Here is a 16,597-nt window from a genome sequence, read left to right on the forward strand (position 1 = left end):
GGCGCCTGCGGGCGCCGCTCGCGACGGCTCGTGGCGGACCCGCCGGACCGTCGGGGGTCGGTCCGGTCGGGCGCAGCCGTTGCGGGGAGCGGACGGCTGCGGCGAATGCTCTCGGTGACGCCCGCGCCCGGTCAATCCGGGAAATCTCACGCTACGCGGTGGTAACGAAAGATGCAGGCGCAACGATCTCGGTGCGGATCGCGGTGCCCCGGATGATCAGCCTCGGCCGTTCGGCCGCCGGCGCTGCTCCGCGCGGCGCTCCGCCTCGAAGGCCATCATGCGGGCCATCACGCCGAAGACCAGGTCGTGCCCCGGCTTCTGGGCGTACCAGTAGACGCGCCCCGCGAGCCCCCGGGGACGGAACGTGACGGTCTGGGTGTAGCGGCTCGCGCCGCGGCCGGCCGGTTCGACCGTCATCCGCAGCCGCGCGACGCCCGGCAGCCGGGTCTCCGCGCGCAGGGCGAGGGCGCGCCCCTGGTCGACCTCCTCGACCCGCCACCAGTCGACCGGCGCCCCCGGCTCGAGCCGCTCGGGGCGGCCGCGCCGCAGCCCGACGCCGCCGACCAGGCCGTCGAGCCGCTGCCGCAACGCCCAGGCCCCGGGCACGGTGTGCCAGCCCTCGTCGCCGCCCAGCCCCGCGACCACGGACCACAGGACCTCCGGCGGCGCGTCGACCTCCTCGACGTGCCGGCCGGTCAGCGCGGGCGGGCCGGACCCCTCCGGGTCGGTGGCCGCCCCGCCCGCGGACCCCTCCTCGGCGAGGGCCCGGCGCACCGCCTCGCGGTACGGCGTCCGACCGCCGGGCGGGTCCCCGACCAGCGCGGACAGGTCCGACTCGCGGCAGACGAGGTCGTAGGCCATCGACTCGAGCAGCGGCCCGGCGAGCTCCCGGTCGACCGGGGTGAGCGCCTCGATCGCCCGGGCGCCCAGCCGCGGCGCGGCGACCGGCACCGGGAGGGTCAGGGCGCGGGCGAGCCCGGCTTCACGGGCGTACCCGCGCAGCATCTCGGCGTAGCTGGGCGCGTCGGGCCCGCCGACGTCGAACGCCCGGTTCACCTCCGGCGGCAGCCGCAGGCAGGCGGTCAGCCAGTACAGGACGTCGTCGATCGCGATCGGCTGCACGCGGTTCCACGCCTGGTCCGGCAACGGGAGGACCGGCGGGCCGCCGAAGACCGTCTCGGCGAGGTGCCGGATCATCTCGAAGCTCGCCGACCCGCGGCCGACGACGATCCCGGCCTGCAGCACCGCGGCGGGCACCGCGCCGGCCAGGAGTATCTCGCCGACCTCGTTCCGCGAGCCGAGGTGGGCGGAGGTGGCCTCGCCGGTGGGCTGCAGCCCGCCCAGGTAGACGATCCGCCGCACGCCCCCGGCCTCGGCCGCCGCGGCGAGCGTCTGCGCCGCGACCCGGTCGCGGTCGGCGAAGTCCGGGCCGTCCATGGAGTGCACGAGGTGGACGACGGCGTCGACGCCGCGACACGCCTTCCCGGTCGGGGCGGCGTCGCCGACGCTCCCCCGCACGACCTCCACCCGGTCGGCGAACCCGGTCCGCGCCAGCCGTTCCGGCGACCGCACGAGGCAGCGGACGGCGTGCCCCTCCGAGAGCAGTCGCGGCACCAGCCGCGTGCCGACGTAGCCGGTCGCACCGATCACGAGAACTCGCACGGCCCGATCGTCCCCGATCACCGGCCGGACCGCTCGTCCCCGCACGCCGGACCTCCGGCTCCACGATCGGGCTACCCGGCGCGGCGGTACCCGATGATCACACCCCCGTGGGGTATGTCTGATTCATGGTCCCACCACGCACCCTCCACCGCCTCGTCCTCCCGGCGCTGGCCGTCCTGTCCGTCGCGCTCGTCGGCTGTTCGTCGCCGTCCCAGGCGCCCTCGACCGAGACCGGCACGCCGGCCGCGACGACGGCCCCGGCGGCCCCGACGGCCCCGGCGGCCCCGGCCGCGGGCGGCTCGGCCGAGGACGACGTCGCCGTGGAGGCGACGTTCGCCACCACGGGCGACGCGATCACCTACAACCCCGAGCTGGTGCCGGCCGGCGCCACGGCGAAGGTCACGTCGTCGACCGAGGGCACCAGCTCGACCGTCACCCTCGCGGTCACGGGCCTGGTGCCGAACCGCACCTACGGCTCGCACGCCCACCAGAAGCCGTGCGGCCCCGCCGCCGCGGACTCCGGGGCGCACTTCCAGCACGTCGCCGACCCGGTGAGCCCGAGCGTCGACCCGGCCTACGCCAACCCGCAGAACGAGGTGTGGCTGGACTTCACCACGGACGCGCAGGGCGCCGCCTCGGTCACCGCGACGCAGGCCCAGTGGGCGTTCACCGACCAGGCCGCGCCGCAGTCCGTCGTGATCCACGCGATGAAGACGGCGACCGAGCCGGGCAAGGCCGGGACCGCCGGCGACCGCGTCGGCTGCGTCACCGTCGACTTCGCCTGACGGGGTCCTTCACCCGCCGGGTCCCTCGCCCCGGGTCAGAGCGGGTGCGCGGCCGTCACCGCGACGAGCTCGCTCGTGTGGCTGCCCGCCACGCCGACGTCCGGCGGCCGGGCCCGGAAGCCGGGCAGCCCGTCGAGCCCGTCGGTCCCGTCGGTGACCTGCAGACGCAGGTCCCCGGCGGGCTCGTCGGCGCCTTCCGCCAGGGTGAGGCGGAGTTCCAGGCCCTCGGGCGGCGGGGCATGGAACAGCAGGTCGAGGCGGCCGTCGCGGACGGGCGCGGGCGTGCCCGCCACGCCTGTGCGAATCTCGGCCGCGCTGATCACGCCGCCCTCGCTGCGCAGCGCCACGAACCGGACCGCGCGCTGCGGGCTGATCCGTGCGGTGACCGTCCGGCCCTCGCGGCTCGCGGTCACGGTCGCGGGCGGCAGGTCCGCCGGCACCGCCGGGCCGGTCGCGTAGGCACCCCCGAACCCGGGGAGGTCGAGCTCCTCGCGGCCGTCGAGGTAGCCGGCGGTCCACGGACCGGGGCGGGCTTCGGCGCTGACCCAGCGGGCCGTGCGCGCGTCGGCGTCGAGCAGGTACATCAGCTGGCTCGGGGCGGGCTGCGTGGCGTCGAAGGCGTTGCGCGCGAAGCCCGCGACGCCGAGGACGAGCGCGGCCGCCAGGGCCACGGCCGGGGGCAGCCGCGGGATCGGCAGGAGGTCCAGCAGCGGGACGAGCGCGAGGCCGAGCAGCGCCATCACGAAGGCCGGGACGGCGGCGACGGACAGGCCCAGGGCCGGCAGGAACAACACGGCCGTCGGGACCAGGACCAGCACGGCGACCACCCCCGCCAGGGCCGCGGCGATCCGGCCGCCGACGATGCCCGCGACGCCGCCCGCGAGCGCCGGGAGCGCGGTCAGGTACGAGCCGCCGGGGGCCACCACCGCAAGGACCACGCCCAGCACCGCGAGCCAGGTCAGCCCGCCGACGGACAGCGCCGTCGTCCCGGTCCGGTTGCGCAGCAGGGCGAACCACGCCAGCACCACGGCCGCGACCAGGCAGGCCAGGGCGATCCGGTCCCAGCCCGGCTGCCACGGGTCGCGCAGCGCCGCGTAACCCGGCCGCAGCGCCGTCAGCCCGAGCCACGCGAGCTGGGCGAGCGCCGGCGCGACGACGAGCGGGACCAGCCCGGCGGCCGCCCCGACCAGCAGCCGCCGCCGCGTCGTCCGGCCCCGGCGGAGCGCGACCAGGGCGAAGCCCGCGACCGCGACGACGGCGAGGACCGCGAGCGGCACGACCAGTGCGTCCGGGTAGCGGACGAGATGGCCCACGACCGGGAAGTACGTCGCGTCGGCGGACCCCGCCCGCACGGCGGCGAGATCCGCGGCCCCGAGCCGCGACACCAGCGCCGTCGTGTTGTCGAGGTGCATCTGCAGCGACCCGAGGTCCATCCGCGCCGGGACGTCCTGCGGCCCGTGGTAGGCCGCGCTGCCGTCGATGTACGCGCTGTTCAGCCCGGTGAAGCGGCCGGCGTCGCGGAAGGGGCTGAAGTCGGTGTCGTTCGGCAGGATCCGGTAGACCTCCACCGCGAAGCTGGTCGCGACGGGGTGCGGGGCCGCGGCCGCGAACTCCCGCACCACGGCGCCGTTGCCCGGGGTGGTCTCGAACATGATCACGGGGCCGGACGTGCCGCGGGCCTCGACGTTGAGCACCACCCCGCCGTCGGCCGCCTCCGGCGCCTCCGCCACGAACGCCTCCGCCCCGCACAGGCAGGCCTCCTCCGCGTCCGTCGAGACGAGGACGACGTCGTTGCGCGGCGGGTGGGCCCGCAGCCACCGGGCCGTCTCGAGCAGGGTCGCCGTGCCCGCGCCGTCGTCGTTGGCACCGGGGCCGGACTGGACGGAGTCGTGGTGCGCCACGAGGAACACCCGCCCGGTCGGCGACGTCCCCGGCACCGTCGTGATCACGTTGCGGACGCGGGCGGCGGCCGCGGTCCCGTCGCCGAGGGATCCGGCGTCGACGCCGACCGTGTCCTGCACCCGCGGCGCGAACCCCACGTCCCGCAGGGTCGTCAGCACGTACTCGCGGACGGCGTCGTTGGCGGGCGAGCCGGCGACGTGCGGGCGCACGGCGATCCGCTCCACGTCGGCGAAGGCCCGGGCGGCCGACGGCCCGGTCGCGGCGGCGTCGTGTTCGGGCGTGGGCGGGAGGATCGTGACGACGGCGGCGACACCGGCGGCGAGGACCAGGAGCCAGGCGAGGAGCGGGGCGAGCGGGCGCGGCACGGGCGCAGTCTCGCGGCTCCGTCCCGATCGTGCGAGTCAGGCGACCCCGAGGGCGCGCAGCCCCGCCGTGGTTCCCGCGGCCAACACCACGACCAGCACGAACGGCACTTTCAGCCACGCCGCCACCCCACCGACGAGGACGCCCGCGGGGCGGGCCCAGCCGGCGAACCCGCCGGCCTCGGTCAGCGCGGCCGTCGCGACCAGGGCGACCAGCAGGGCGGTCGCACCGAGGTCGGTGAGCCGGGCCAGCCGCGGCGGGAGCGTGACCTTGTCGCGCAACAGGATGCCGGCGAGCCGCACGAGGTAGGTGCCGGCGGCCAGGGCGAGGACTGCGGCCCAGGTCATCGCTCCGCCTCCGTCCGGCCGGCGAGAACCAGGGCCAGCAGCGCGACCAGGACCGGCAACCCGGGTGGGAGGAAGGGCGTGGCGGCGAGCGCGACGACGGCCGCGCCGAGGCCCACCCGCCGGGCGTCGGGCGCGCGCAGCGAGGGCAGCAGGAGCGCGAGCAGGGCGGCCGGGAAGGCCGCGTCGACCCCGAACGACGCGGGGTCCGGCACCGCCGACCCGGCGAGCAGGCCGACGACGGTTCCGGCGTTCCATCCGGTGAACAGCAGCGCCCCGCACGTCCGGTAGGCCGCGCGGGCCCGCGGGCCGCTCCCCCGCGCCCGGGCGAAGGCGACGTTCTCGTCGATCAGGATGTGGGCGCCGAGGAGCCGGGCAGGGAGCGTCCGGCCCGCGAGGTCGCCGATCGCCAGCCCGAACGGCAGGTGCCGCACGTTGAGGAGCAGCCCGGCCGCTACTGCGGCGATCGGCGCCCCGCCCGCGGCGACCACCGCGACCGCGAGGAACTGCGAGCCGCCCGCGAAGACCAGCACCGACATGGCCACGGTCAGCACCGGCGGCACCCCGGCGGCTGCCGCCAGGGCGCCGAAGGACATCCCGACGACCGTGATCGCCGCCCCGAGCGCCAGGGCGTCCCGGAGATCGCCGCGTTCCAGGGCCGTTCGCCGCGCCGAACACATGGCCGATAGGATGAACACCATCGAGGCGTTCGTCAAACCGAATAGGGAGACCGATGAACCGAACGGAGGGGACGCCGCTCGCGGCCATCGCCTCTGCGGTGCGGCGCGAGCGGACCCGCCGCGAGCTGTCGCTCGGCGAGCTCGCGCGGCGGGCCGGGATCGCGAAGTCGACCCTGTCGCAGCTCGAGGCCGGGGCGGGGAACCCGAGCGTCGAGACGCTGTGGGCGATCGCCGTCGTACTCGACGTCCCGTTCTCCCGGCTGGTCGACCCGCCCGCGCGGGCCGTGCGGGTGGTGCGGGCCGGAGAGGGCGTCGTGATCCCCAGCGAGCACTCGCCCTTCACCGGCACCCTGCTCGCCGCCTGTCCGCCCGGGGCCCGCCGGGACCTGCACGTGATCACCGCCGAGCCCGGCCCGGCCCGCACCGCGCAGGCGCACATCCCCGGCACGACCGAGCACATGGTCGTCACGGCGGGGCGGTGGCTGGCGGGGCCGGAGGGTGAGGAGGTGGAGCTGGGCCTCGGGGACTACGCCTGCTTCCCCGGCGACCGCCCCCACGCCTACCAGGCCCTCGAACCCGGCACCGCCGCGGTGCTGGTGATGGAGTACGTGTAACCCTCCCCACTCGCCGGCACGTCCCGCACCGCGAGTCGCGCTGCCGCCGCCCGCGAGTCGGCAGTTCCGGTACCGCGAGTCGGCAGTTCCGGGCGACCGGGTCGGCGATCTCGGGAGACCGGGACGCCGCGAAGCGGCCGCCCGGGTCGGACGGCCGCTCCCCTGCGCGGTCAGCCCGCGCGGACCGCGTCCGGCACCAACCCGCGCCTCGGGTCCGAGGTGTCGGTCGGCCCCGGGTCGACGCCGGCCGGGCCGAGCAGGGCGTCCGGGGCGCCCTCGGTCAGTCGGCCCTGCGGCACCACGGCCTCGACCGCCTCCCTCGCCGTATCCACAGCACCCTCCGCGGTGGCAGTCGCGCGGTCCGCGACCCCCTCGGCTGCGCCGACTGCGCCCGCGACCGGTGCGCGGACGACGTCGGAGGCGCCCTCCACGGCCTTGCCGGCGGCGTCGTGCGCCAGGTCCTTCGCGTGCGCGCCCTCGCCCTCCGCGACCTCGGTGCCACTGAGCGGGTACTGCTTGATCCAGTCGATCTGCATCTCCGACTGCTTCACGTCGCCGCCGCCCTCCGGGAACCAGTCGAGCTGGACCGTGAGGTGCATCGGGCCGGGCGGCAGGATCGAGGTGTCGTCCGTGCGCCACCACTCCTTGCCGTCGACGAAGGCGGCGATGTGGTCGGGGGTCCACTCGACCGCCCAGTCGTGCCACTGGGTGGCGTCGACGTCCACGCTGCCCTGGACCTGCTGGTTGTCCTCGCCGTAGTGCAGGAACATGTCCGTGGACCGGCGCTTCGAGTCCGACATCTCCATGAAGTCGACCTCGCCGCCGACGGGCCAGTTCTCCGCGTCGGGCCACAGCAGCAGGAGCGCGTGGTAGCTCGGGTCGGCGGCGGGCGCCCTCACCCGGCCCTCCCAGCGGCCGTACTGCTGGCCCTTGCCCCAGGCCATCCCGCCGGTGGTGCCGTCGGGGGTGCCGGTGACGGTGAGGACGCCGTCCTTGACCGAGAACGCGCCGGGCGAGCGACGGCCGGCGCCGTTGTGGCCTGCGCCGTCGTAGGGTTCCCACTCGTCGCTCAGCGAGGTGCCGTCGAACTCGTCGACGCGGTTCGGCTGACCCCAGTCGTGCATCACCGCCGCGCTGGAGTCCGCACCCGCGTCGGCCGGGCACGGGGCGGCCGCCGGGTCCGGGACCAGGCCGGCCCCCGGAGCGCCCGCACCCGGCTCGCCGGCCTGCGGTGCGGTAGGGCCTGCCGACGCGGAACCACCTGCAACGCCCGCATCCGGGTCTGCGGGAGCCGCCGGTGCACCCTCGTCCGACGGGCTGCCGGAGTCGCCGTGCTCGCCCGAGTCCGAACCGTCGGACCCACCTGACCCACCGGAGGAGCCACCCGCCCCACCGGAGCCGTCCGACCCACCGGAGCCGTCCGTACCACCCGTGTCCGAACCGCTGCCGGAACCGCCGTGGTCGTCGGAGTGTGAGTCGCCGGAATCGGAGTCGTCGCCGCCCGGGTCGCCGGAGCCGCGGTGGTCGCCCGAGCCCTGCTCGTCGGAGTCGCCGTGGTCCGGGCCGCCCGAACCGTGGTCGTCACCCCGGACCGAACCCTGATCGTCGGATCCGTGGTCGTCGGACCCCTGACCACCCGAGCCATCGGACCCCTGACCACCCGAGCCGTGGTCGTCCGAGCCGCCGGAGCCGTCCCCACCACCCGAGCCGGCGCCACCGCCCGACCCGTCGTCACCGGACCCGGTACCAGCGGATCCGCCCGATCCGTCGTCACGGGACCCGCTGCCTCCGGAACCACTCCCCCCGGGCTGCGTCCCCGCACTGCCCGGCACCCCGGTCGAGCCCTGCCCCCCGGTCGAGCCCTGCCCCCCGGCCGAGTCCGCACTGTCACCGCTCGTCTCCTGCGGCGCGGCGCCCGTGCTCCCGCTCCCCCGTCCCGTGCCGAGATCGGCGGGCGCGGCCGCCGCGGGCGGGGGCGTGCAGCCCGCCGGAAGCGGGGCCGTCGGCGCCGCGAACGCCGCCACCGAGCCCGCGATCATCGCCGTGGCGACGATGCCGCCGATGGTCACGTATCGCCTCATCCGACTCCTCCACCACTCGAATCCCAGCCGTCACAAGGACCCTAGAACGCACACAGTCACCGAGTGGCTCTGGTTCACCACGTCGTGCGACGTCTGAACCGCACCGGGTGACACCGTGCGTAGGCGGAGGTTTGTACGATTCGCGGTTTCCGGTTCACACAGAGCGACAAGCGGCAGCCACCGACGTCCGGCAGAGATGGGGCGGCACGATCGAGTGATCCCAGCAGGTCAGCAGATCGCCGACCCGCACAGGACCGCCGACGCCGTGACCACCCTCTGTGCCCGGACGCGGGCGACCCCGAGAACGCCGAACGCCCCGCACGAGGCGGGGCGTCCGGCGAGGTGTCAGCTCACCAACCGCGCGCGGCGTAGCGCTGCTCGGCCGGCAGGTCCGGGATGTTGATTCCGACCATCGCCTCGCCCAGCCCGCGCGAGACCTTCGCGATCACGTCCGGGTCGTCGTAGAACGTGGTGGCCTTGACGATCGCCGCGGCGCGCTGCGCCGGGTCGCCGGACTTGAAGATGCCCGAGCCCACGAACACACCCTCGGCGCCGAGCTGCATCATCATCGCCGCGTCGGCCGGGGTCGCGATCCCGCCCGCGGTGAACAGCGTGACCGGCAGCTTGCCGGCCTTGGCCACCTCGGCCACCAGCTGCACCGGCGCGCGCAGCTCCTTGGCCGCGATGAACAGCTCCGCCTCGTCCAGGGTGCCGAGCCGGCGGATGTCGCCGCGGATCTGGCGCATGTGCCGGGTCGCCTCGACGACGTTGCCGGTGCCGGCCTCGCCCTTCGACCGGATCATGGCCGCGCCCTCGGAGATGCGGCGCAGCGCCTCGCCCAGGTTGGTCGCGCCGCACACGAACGGCACGGTGAACGCCCACTTGTCGATGTGGTGCGCCTCGTCGGCCGGGGTGAGCACCTCGGACTCGTCGACGTAGTCGACGCCGAGGGACTGCAGCACCTGCGCCTCGACGAAGTGCCCGATGCGCGCCTTGGCCATCACCGGGATCGAGACCGACTCGATGATCCCCTGGATCATGTCGGGGTCCGACATGCGCGCCACGCCACCCTGCGCGCGGATGTCCGCGGGCACGCGCTCGAGCGCCATGACGGCGACGGCGCCGGCGTCCTCGGCGATCTTCGCCTGCTCCGGCGTGACGACGTCCATGATCACGCCGCCCTTGAGCATCTCGGCCATGCCGCGCTTGACGCGGGCCGTGCCGAGCTCGGTGCTGGCGGTGCCGGCGGCGGTGTCGGTCTGGGCCTGCTCGGACGACACTTTCGGTGCTCCTTCTCGGTACGGTTCCCGCGAACCCGGGCATGCTGCCGCCGCTGGTCGGCGGCCCGTCCGCCGATGGTACGCGTCGCCCCGGGGCCGTCACGCCCGCAGGTGGCGCACCCCTCAGCCGCCCGTCAGCCGACCGGGTCGGTGGGCCGCAGCACCGGCCGCGCGACCGGCCGCACCGCGCCGGCGGGTCCCGCCACCGACTCGGCGATCTCGAAGTACCCGGGCAGCGGCGCGGTGCCGTGCAGCCGCAACCACCGGACGAGCCGGCGCGACCGCAGATCGAGGGTGTCCCGCACCGCGTCGTTGTGCACCCGCCGGGCCAGGACGACGAGCCGCTCGGCGTCCGCCAGTTCCGACCGCAGCGCCGGGTCGAGCCGCGTCCGGTCGACGGTACCGAGGGCCCGGGACAGCGCGTTCTCGACGATCTCGCGCGCCTCGATGCCGTCCTCGCTGCGCCGGGGCAGGCCGCGGACGGTTCCGGCGCCGGCGGCGCGGGCGGCCTCGTCGAGCGCCGCGGGGACGCTGCCGGGTCCGGCCCGCGGCGCGTCGAGCACCTCGGCGACCCGGACCGCCACCTCCGCCCGGCGGGCCAGCGACCGCTCGAGCCCGACGCGTGCCGCGTCGGTGCGCTGGTGCAGCCGGTCGAGCCGGCGGCTCCGTGCCACACACAGCACCGTGACCGCCACGACGACGCCCACCACGACGACCAGGAGCAGCACCAGGGCCCAGCTCACGCCGCACCCCCGGGGTAGGCCTCCCGGCCGGCGACGACCTGCCGCGGGTCCGCGGCGACCGCCGCCTGGTAGACCTGCAGCACCTGCGCCGCGACGACCGGCCAGTCGAAGTCGGCGGCCCGCGCGCGCCCGGCCGCGGAGAGGTCCGCCCGGCGCCCGGGATCGGCCAGCAGCCCGCGCAGGGCCCCGGCGAGCGCCCCGGCGTCCCCGGTGGGCACGAGCACCCCGGCGGGGTACGGCTCGCCCAGCACCCGCCGGAACGACTCCAGGTCGCTCGCGACGACGGGCGCGCCGGCGGCCATCGCCTCGGTGAGCACCATGCCGAAGCTCTCCCCGCCCAGGTTGGGAGCGCAGAAGACGTCGACCGACCGCAACGCCGCGGCCTTGGTGTCCTCGCCGACCGCCCCGAGCACGTCGAGCCGGTCGGCGACCGGCCCGGCCTCGCGCCGCAGGTCGGCCGGATCCCCCCGCCCGACGACGAGCAGCCGCGCGTCGAGCGACCGGAGCGCCTCGAGCAGGACCGGCATCCCCTTGCGCGGCTCGGTGAAGCGCCCCACGAACCCGACCGTCGGGGTGCGCGGATAGCCGGGGAGCATCGGGCCGGCGGCGAACCGGGCGACGTCGACGCCGTTGGGGATCTCGATGGCGTCGCCGCCGAGGTGCTCGACCTGCACCCGCCGCGCCAGCGACGACACGGCGATCCGCGCGGTGACCTTCTCCATGAGCGGCCGGAGCACCCCGCCGAAGGCGTGCAGCGTGCGGGAGCGCTCGGTGGAGGTGTGGAAGGTGGCGACGATCGGGCCCTCGGCGGCGAGCAGGGCCAGCACGGATATCGAGAACGTGGTGGGTTCGTGCAGGTGAAGGACGTCGAACGCGTTCCTCTCCAACCAGCGCCGGGCCCGCGCGTAGGTCACCGGGCCGAAGGTCACCCGCGCGACCGAGCCGTTGTAGGGGACGCCGAGCGCCTTGCCCGCGGAGGTGACGAAGTCCGGGACCTGGGTGTCCTCGTCGGCCGGCGCGAGGACCGAGACCGCGTGCCCCAGGTCGCGCAACGCCCGCGCCAGCTCGACGACGTGCGTCTGCACCCCGCCCGGTACGTCGAGCGAGTAGGGGCACACGATGCCGATCCTCACCGGCGGCTCCCCGGTGTCAGCTCCTGGAGCATGTGCCAGTCCTCGAGGTGCGCGGCGACGTGCTCCTCGAACGCGCGCGCCAGCTCGAGCGTGGCCTTCGGCACCGCGGCGCGGTCCGGGACCGCGATCGCCGGTGAGACCGTGGCCCCCCAGCCGCCGGGACGGAAGTAGGTCACCGCGGCGTGCAGCTGGGCCCCGGTCAGGGCGCAGAGCGCGGCCGGGCCGGACGGGAGCCGGATCGTGTCGCCGAAGAAGGGCACGTCGACCCCGGTGCCGGTGAGGTCCCGGTCGGCGACGAGGCAGACCAGGCCGCCGGCCCGGAGCCGGCGGGTCAGCGCCAGGTGGGCGCGCCGCCCGTCGTCCTGCGCGACGATCTCGAAGCCGAGCGACTCCCGGTACCCGACGAACCGCCGGTACACCGACTCCGGCCGCAGCCGCTCGACGACGGTGGTCATCTCCGCGGGGAGCCCGTGCCGGCGCAGCTCCTCGATCACGTAGACGCCGGCGACGTCCCAGTTCCCCACGTGCGGCAGCGCGAGGACGACCCCGCGGCCCTCCCGCATCGCCGCGATGGCGACGTCGAGACCGGTGGCGGTGGTGTGCCGGGCGTAGATCGCGTCCCGGTCGAGCGCGGGAAGCCGGAAGGCCTCCTGCCAGTAGCGGGCGTAGCTGCGCAGGGCCGCACGGACCAGCCGGTCGAGCTCGGGCTCCGACGCCGTGGGCCGCACCCGGCGCAGGTTGCGGCGCAGCCGCTCGACGCCCGCGCCCCCGCGCCGCCAGGCCAGGTCGGCGCCGGCGCGGAACCCGGCCTCGGCGAGGGGAGCCGGCACGTGCCGCAGCAGCCGCCAGGCCGCGGTGTACCCGAGCTCCGCGACGTTCACGAGGGAGGTTCCTGCGACCGGGCCGACAGGGCCTGTGCGCTGCGGTACACCAGCACGATCCGCTGGCCGACGGTCCAGACCGACGCCGCGGCGAGCGCCCACAGCAGTACGTGCAGCGCGTACGGCACGCCGATGCCCTGCAGGAAGATCCCGACCAGCACGACGATCAGCCGCTCGGCCCGCTCGACCAGCCCGCCGTCGGCGTTCAGCCCCGCGCCCTCGGCCCGCGCCTTGACGTACGAGATCAGCTGCGCCGAGACCAGGCAGATCATCGCCGCGATCCCGAGCACCCGCTCCTCACCGACGCCGAGGCACCACCAGGTGACCCCGGCGAACAGCGCGCCGTCGGCGATCCGGTCGCAGGTGGAGTCGAGCACCGCGCCGAACGGGGTGCCACTCCCCCGGGCCCGGGCCATCGCGCCGTCGACCAGGTCGAGCAGCACGAACAGCGTGATCACGAAGGGAGCGACGATCAGCTCGCCGCGCGGCAGGAACCACAGGGCGGCCGCCGACGCGCCGACCGTGCCGACGACCGTCACGACATCCGGCGTGATCCCACGCCCGACCAGCGCGCGGCCGATCGGGTCGATGACCCGGTTGACGTGGACTCGGGCGACGACGTTCAGCATCGGGTGGGGCCGACTCCTGCCGGTCTCGTGCGGCGCCCCGCCGCGGTCGGCGGTGCGGATGACCAGCCTAGTCCCGCGGCCGGTCACTCCCCGTGTCGGGCTCGCGGGCGCCGTCGGTGGCCACCGTGTCGCCCGTGGGTTCCCAGTCCGGCTCCCAGGCCCCGGCGAGCAGGTCGCGGGTCTCGGACAACAGCTGCGGGATCACCTTCGTCTGCCCGACGACGGCGATGAAGTTCGCGTCGCCGCCCCAGCGGGGCACGACGTGCTGGTGGAGGTGCTCGGCCAGCGACCCGCCCGCGACCGTGCCCAGGTTGAGCCCGGTGTTGAACGCGTGCGGCGCCGCGACCTTCTTCATCGCCCGGATCGCCCGCTGGGTGAACAGCGTGAGCTCGGCGGACTCGGCGGCCGTGAGGTCCTCGAGGTCGGCGACGTGCCGGTACGGCAGCACCATCAGGTGCCCCGGGTTGTACGGATGCAGGTTGAGCAGCGCGAACACGCTCCGTCCCCGCGCCACGACGAGACCCTCGGCGTCGGGCAGGGACGGGATCCGGCAGAACGGGCACCCGCCCTCGCCGGCCTCCTTGATGTAGGCCAGCCGGTGCGGGGTCCACAGCCTGCGGAACCCGTCCGGCGTGCCGACCCCCTGCATGCCCTCGATCTCCGGGGCTTCCCGCTCGGGCTCGGACACGCCGTCGATCCTAGTCACGCGTCCGTCCCGGGCCCGTGGCGACACCGGTCACGGGGTGAAGGTCTCCGCGGTCGGGCTGACGTTGGAACGGCTCGCGATCCAGCTCGTGATCGCCTCGACGGCCTGCGCCACCGGCACGCCGTTGGTCTGCGAGCCGTCGCGGAAGCGGAAGCTCACCGCACCGGCCTCGACGTCCCGCGCGCCCGCGAGCAGCAGGAACGGCACCTTCTGCAGGGTGTGCGTGCGGATCTTCTTCTGCATCCGGTCGTCCCCGGCGTCGAGCTCGACGCGCACGCCCTTCGCCCGCAGCTGCGCGACGACCTCCTCGACGGCCGGGACCTGCTCGTCCGTGACCGGGATCGCCACGACCTGGGTCGGGGCCAGCCACGCCGGGAAGGCACCGGCGTAGTGCTCGAGCAGCACGCCGAAGAACCGCTCGATCGAGCCGAACAGCGCGCGGTGGATCATGACCGGGCGCTTGCGGGAGCCGTCCGACGCCGTGTACTCGAGATCGAAGCGGTCCGGCAGCATCAGGTCCACCTGGATGGTGGACATCTGCCAGCTCCGGCCGATGGCGTCCTTCGTCTGGACGCTGATCTTCGGGGCGTAGAACGCGGCGCCGCCCGGGTCGTCGACGAGGGTCAGGCCGGTGTCCTCGGCGACCTTGCGCAGCACGTTCGTGGCGCGCTCCCAGTCCTCGTCGCTGCCGATCGACTTGTCCGGGTTGCGGGTGGAGAGCTCGAGGTGGAAGTCGTCGAGGCCGTAGTCGCGCAGCAGGCCCAGCACGAAGTCGAGCAGGGAGGCGATCTCGCCCTCCATCTGCTCCTCGGTGCAGTAGATGTGCGCGTCGTCCTGGGTGAAGCCGCGGGCCCGGGTCAGGCCGTGCACCACGCCGGACTTCTCGTACCGGTACACCGTGCCGAACTCGAACAGCCGCAGCGGCAGCTCGCGGTAGCTGCGCCCGCGCGCGTCGAAGATCAGGTTGTGCATCGGGCAGTTCATCGGCTTCAGGTAGTAGTCCTGGCCGGGCTTGCGGACGGTCCCGTCGGCGTTGAGCTCCTCGTCGAGGATCATGCCGGGGTACATGCCCTCCTCGTACCACTCGAGGTGGCCCGAGGTGCGGAACAGCTGCCCCTTGGTGATGTGCGGGGTGTTGACGAACTCGTACCCCGCCTCCTCGTGCCGGCGCCGGGAGTAGTCCTCCAGCTCCTTGCGGATCACGCCGCCCTTGGGGTGGAAGACCGCGAGGCCGGAGCCGATCTGGTCCGGGAACGAGAACAGGTCCAGCTCGGCGCCCAGGCGACGGTGGTCGCGGCGCTCGGCCTCGGCGACGCGCTCCAGGTACGCGTCGAGCGCCTCCTGCGACTCCCACGCGGTGCCGTAGATCCGCTGGAGCTGCGGGTTCTTCTCGCTGCCCCGCCAGTACGCCGCGGCGGTCCGGGTGAGGGTGAACGCCGGGATGTACTTCGTGGTGGGCAGGTGCGGGCCGCGGCAGAGGTCGGACCAGACGGTCTCGCCGGTGTGGGCGTGGACGTTGTCGTAGACGGTCAGCTCGCCGGTGGCGTCGACCTCCATGACCTCGTCGTCCGCCTCGGTGCCGGTGCCCTTGAGGTCGATCAGCTCGAGCTTGTACGGCTCGTCGGCCAGCTCCTTGCGGGCCTCGTCGAGCGAGTCGAAGCGGCGGCGGGAGAAGCGCTGGCCGGACTTGACGATCTTCTTCATCGCCGACTCGAGCTTCTTCAGGTCCTCCGGAGTGAAGGGCTTCTCCACGTCGAAGTCGTAGTAGAAGCCGTCCGTGATCGGCGGGCCGATGCCGAGCTTGGCCTCCGGGTACAGCTGCTGGACCGCCTGCGCGAGCACGTGCGCCGCGGAGTGCCGGATCACGCTGCGGCCCTCGTCGGAGTCCGCGGTGACCGGGACGACCTCGGCGTCGGCCTCCGGGGCCCAGGCCAGGTCGCGGAGGGTGCCCTCGGCGTCCTTCACGACGACGACCGCCTGCGGCCCGCTGGTCGGCAGGCCGCCCTCCCGGATCCGGGCGCCCGCCGTGGTCCCGGCCGGCACCAGGATCGGCGCGGACGCGGGCGGGGCGGGGACAGCGGACACGAGGTGCCTCCAGGAGAGCCGTGCGGGTTGGTGCCCCGATGCTAGAGGTCGGGCCCGACGGGTTTTCCGCTGGCACCCGCGGGCCACCGGGCTCCGCGCGGGGGCACCGGGCGACTGCTCAGGGGCGGCGCGGCAGCCCGACGTGCGGATGTGGCTCCTCCGGCTCGGCCACGACCCGGCGGCGGAGCGGGGGCGGGCTGCCGGGGGTGACGGGGGCGAACCAGTCCACGGCGCTCAGGCCGGGACGGTCGGCGAGGCCGGCGAGGCCGGCGAGCTCGGACGCTTCGGACCCGGCCGGGTCGGTCTCGCTCCGGTCGATCTCGCCGTGGTCCGACCTGCTGGGGTCCGGCGTGCTCCGGTCCGTCCCGGTGCGGGCCGTCGACGGTGGTGCGGCGAGCTCGTCGCCCCGCTCGGGGATGCCGCCGGCGGGCTCAGCAGGGACGGGGCGGTCGCCCGCGTCGGACGGACCGGGGGCCGGCGCGACCGGGGCACCGTGACCCTGGGGTGCCGCGCCGGTACCCGCCGGCACGAGCCGGGCCAGGTCGACCGCGGTGACGGGAGCCGGGAACCGGCTGTCCGACGGGCGCCGGCCCGATCCGGCGGGCGAGGTGCCGGCCGGGCCGGCGGGCCTCGCGCCGTTCGGTTACAGGTTGGGTTCGGCGCAGGCCGGACCGCCGGGCGCGGTCGAGTCGGGGGAGGTCCGCATGCG

General features: G+C 75.3%; 15 protein-coding genes. 2 read left to right on the top strand and 13 right to left on the bottom strand.

Features of this window, described 5'->3' with window-relative positions:
• Positions 1-216: 216 nt before the first annotated feature.
• Positions 217-1,662, bottom strand: coding sequence for an SDR family oxidoreductase (locus AB0B41_RS38845; RefSeq protein ID WP_358212033.1), 1,446 nt, complete (start codon positions 1,660-1,662; stop codon positions 217-219).
• A 125-nt stretch (positions 1,663-1,787) separates the two neighbouring features.
• Between AB0B41_RS38845 and AB0B41_RS38850 the strand changes: the two genes are divergently transcribed.
• Positions 1,788-2,447 (top strand): superoxide dismutase family protein, encoded by a 660-nt coding sequence (locus AB0B41_RS38850; protein WP_358212034.1) that lies wholly within the window; start codon positions 1,788-1,790, stop codon positions 2,445-2,447.
• Positions 2,448-2,482: 35 nt separating this feature from the next.
• Here AB0B41_RS38850 and AB0B41_RS38855 read toward each other — a convergent pair whose 3' ends face one another.
• The 3 genes from AB0B41_RS38855 to AB0B41_RS38865 are packed head-to-tail and all read right to left on the bottom strand — an operon-like array spanning position 2,483 to position 5,736.
• Positions 2,483-4,714 carry a M28 family peptidase gene (locus AB0B41_RS38855; RefSeq protein ID WP_358212035.1) on the bottom strand — a complete coding sequence of 744 codons (2,232 nt, stop codon included), beginning with the start codon at positions 4,712-4,714 and terminating at the stop codon, positions 2,483-2,485.
• 36 nt (positions 4,715-4,750) lie between these two features.
• Positions 4,751-5,059 carry an AzlD domain-containing protein gene (locus tag AB0B41_RS38860; RefSeq protein ID WP_358212036.1) on the bottom strand — a complete coding sequence of 103 codons (309 nt, stop codon included), beginning with the start codon at positions 5,057-5,059 and terminating at the stop codon, positions 4,751-4,753.
• Positions 5,056-5,736, bottom strand: coding sequence for an AzlC family ABC transporter permease (locus AB0B41_RS38865; RefSeq protein ID WP_358212037.1), 681 nt, complete (start codon positions 5,734-5,736; stop codon positions 5,056-5,058). Before AB0B41_RS38865 ends, AB0B41_RS38860 begins: the two co-directional genes overlap by 4 nt.
• A 53-nt stretch (positions 5,737-5,789) precedes the next feature.
• Between AB0B41_RS38865 and AB0B41_RS38870 the strand changes: the two genes are divergently transcribed.
• Positions 5,790-6,350: an XRE family transcriptional regulator gene (locus tag AB0B41_RS38870; protein WP_358212038.1), complete on the top strand. Its 561-nt coding sequence runs from the start codon at positions 5,790-5,792 to the stop codon at positions 6,348-6,350.
• A gap of 170 nt (positions 6,351-6,520) precedes the next feature.
• Here AB0B41_RS38870 and AB0B41_RS38875 read toward each other — a convergent pair whose 3' ends face one another.
• The 9 genes from AB0B41_RS38875 to AB0B41_RS38915 form a co-directional block, all read right to left on the bottom strand.
• Entirely contained in the window at positions 6,521-7,474 is a 954-nt protein-coding gene (locus tag AB0B41_RS38875) for a glycoside hydrolase family 16 protein (protein ID WP_358212039.1), read from the bottom strand.
• Positions 7,475-8,781: 1,307 nt separating this feature from the next.
• Complete coding sequence (gene pdxS, locus AB0B41_RS38880; RefSeq protein WP_358212040.1) at positions 8,782-9,711, bottom strand: pyridoxal 5'-phosphate synthase lyase subunit PdxS; 930 nt, start codon at positions 9,709-9,711, stop codon at positions 8,782-8,784.
• Between the two features lie 134 nt (positions 9,712-9,845).
• Positions 9,846-10,454, bottom strand: a complete 609-nt coding sequence (locus tag AB0B41_RS38885) for an NUDIX hydrolase (RefSeq protein WP_358212041.1) — start codon at positions 10,452-10,454, stop codon at positions 9,846-9,848.
• Positions 10,451-11,587: a glycosyltransferase family 4 protein gene (locus tag AB0B41_RS38890; protein WP_358212042.1), complete on the bottom strand. Its 1,137-nt coding sequence runs from the start codon at positions 11,585-11,587 to the stop codon at positions 10,451-10,453. The genes AB0B41_RS38885 and AB0B41_RS38890 overlap by 4 nt, the downstream gene beginning before the upstream one ends.
• On the bottom strand, positions 11,584-12,468 hold the full coding sequence (locus AB0B41_RS38895; RefSeq protein ID WP_358212043.1) for a phosphatidylinositol mannoside acyltransferase: 885 nt from the start codon (positions 12,466-12,468) through the stop codon (positions 11,584-11,586). The genes AB0B41_RS38890 and AB0B41_RS38895 overlap by 4 nt, the downstream gene beginning before the upstream one ends.
• Complete coding sequence (gene pgsA / locus AB0B41_RS38900; RefSeq protein WP_358212044.1) at positions 12,465-13,097, bottom strand: phosphatidylinositol phosphate synthase; 633 nt, start codon at positions 13,095-13,097, stop codon at positions 12,465-12,467. Before pgsA ends, AB0B41_RS38895 begins: the two co-directional genes overlap by 4 nt.
• Before the next feature lie 67 nt (positions 13,098-13,164).
• Positions 13,165-13,746: an HIT domain-containing protein gene (locus tag AB0B41_RS38905; RefSeq protein ID WP_358212047.1), complete on the bottom strand. Its 582-nt coding sequence runs from the start codon at positions 13,744-13,746 to the stop codon at positions 13,165-13,167.
• 87 nt (positions 13,747-13,833) lie between these two features.
• Positions 13,834-15,888, bottom strand: a complete 2,055-nt coding sequence (gene thrS / locus AB0B41_RS38910; RefSeq protein WP_358212045.1) for a threonine--tRNA ligase — start codon at positions 15,886-15,888, stop codon at positions 13,834-13,836.
• A 118-nt stretch (positions 15,889-16,006) separates the two neighbouring features.
• Complete coding sequence (locus AB0B41_RS38915) at positions 16,007-16,417, bottom strand: hypothetical protein (protein WP_358212046.1); 411 nt, start codon at positions 16,415-16,417, stop codon at positions 16,007-16,009.
• Positions 16,418-16,597: the final 180 nt, after the last annotated feature.

Origin of the sequence: Pseudonocardia sp. NPDC049154 (assembly GCF_040648315.1) — a bacterium.
Taxonomy (GTDB): domain Bacteria; phylum Actinomycetota; class Actinomycetes; order Mycobacteriales; family Pseudonocardiaceae; genus Pseudonocardia.

What these genes read in the sequence shown, in the direction of transcription:
- AB0B41_RS38875 (WP_358212039.1), bottom strand. Translation starts at nt 7,474, where the DNA reads ATGCACGACTGGGGTCAGCCGAACCGCGTCGACGAGTTCGACGGCACC.
- pgsA (WP_358212044.1), bottom strand. Translation starts at nt 13,097, where the DNA reads ATGCTGAACGTCGTCGCCCGAGTCCACGTCAACCGGGTCATCGACCCG.
- AB0B41_RS38860 (WP_358212036.1), bottom strand. Translation starts at nt 5,059, where the DNA reads ATGACCTGGGCCGCAGTCCTCGCCCTGGCCGCCGGCACCTACCTCGTG.
- AB0B41_RS38850 (WP_358212034.1), top strand. Translation starts at nt 1,788, where the DNA reads ATGGTCCCACCACGCACCCTCCACCGCCTCGTCCTCCCGGCGCTGGCC.
- AB0B41_RS38870 (WP_358212038.1), top strand. Translation starts at nt 5,790, where the DNA reads ATGAACCGAACGGAGGGGACGCCGCTCGCGGCCATCGCCTCTGCGGTG.
- AB0B41_RS38905 (WP_358212047.1), bottom strand. Translation starts at nt 13,746, where the DNA reads ATGCAGGGGGTCGGCACGCCGGACGGGTTCCGCAGGCTGTGGACCCCG.
- AB0B41_RS38865 (WP_358212037.1), bottom strand. Translation starts at nt 5,736, where the DNA reads ATGTGTTCGGCGCGGCGAACGGCCCTGGAACGCGGCGATCTCCGGGAC.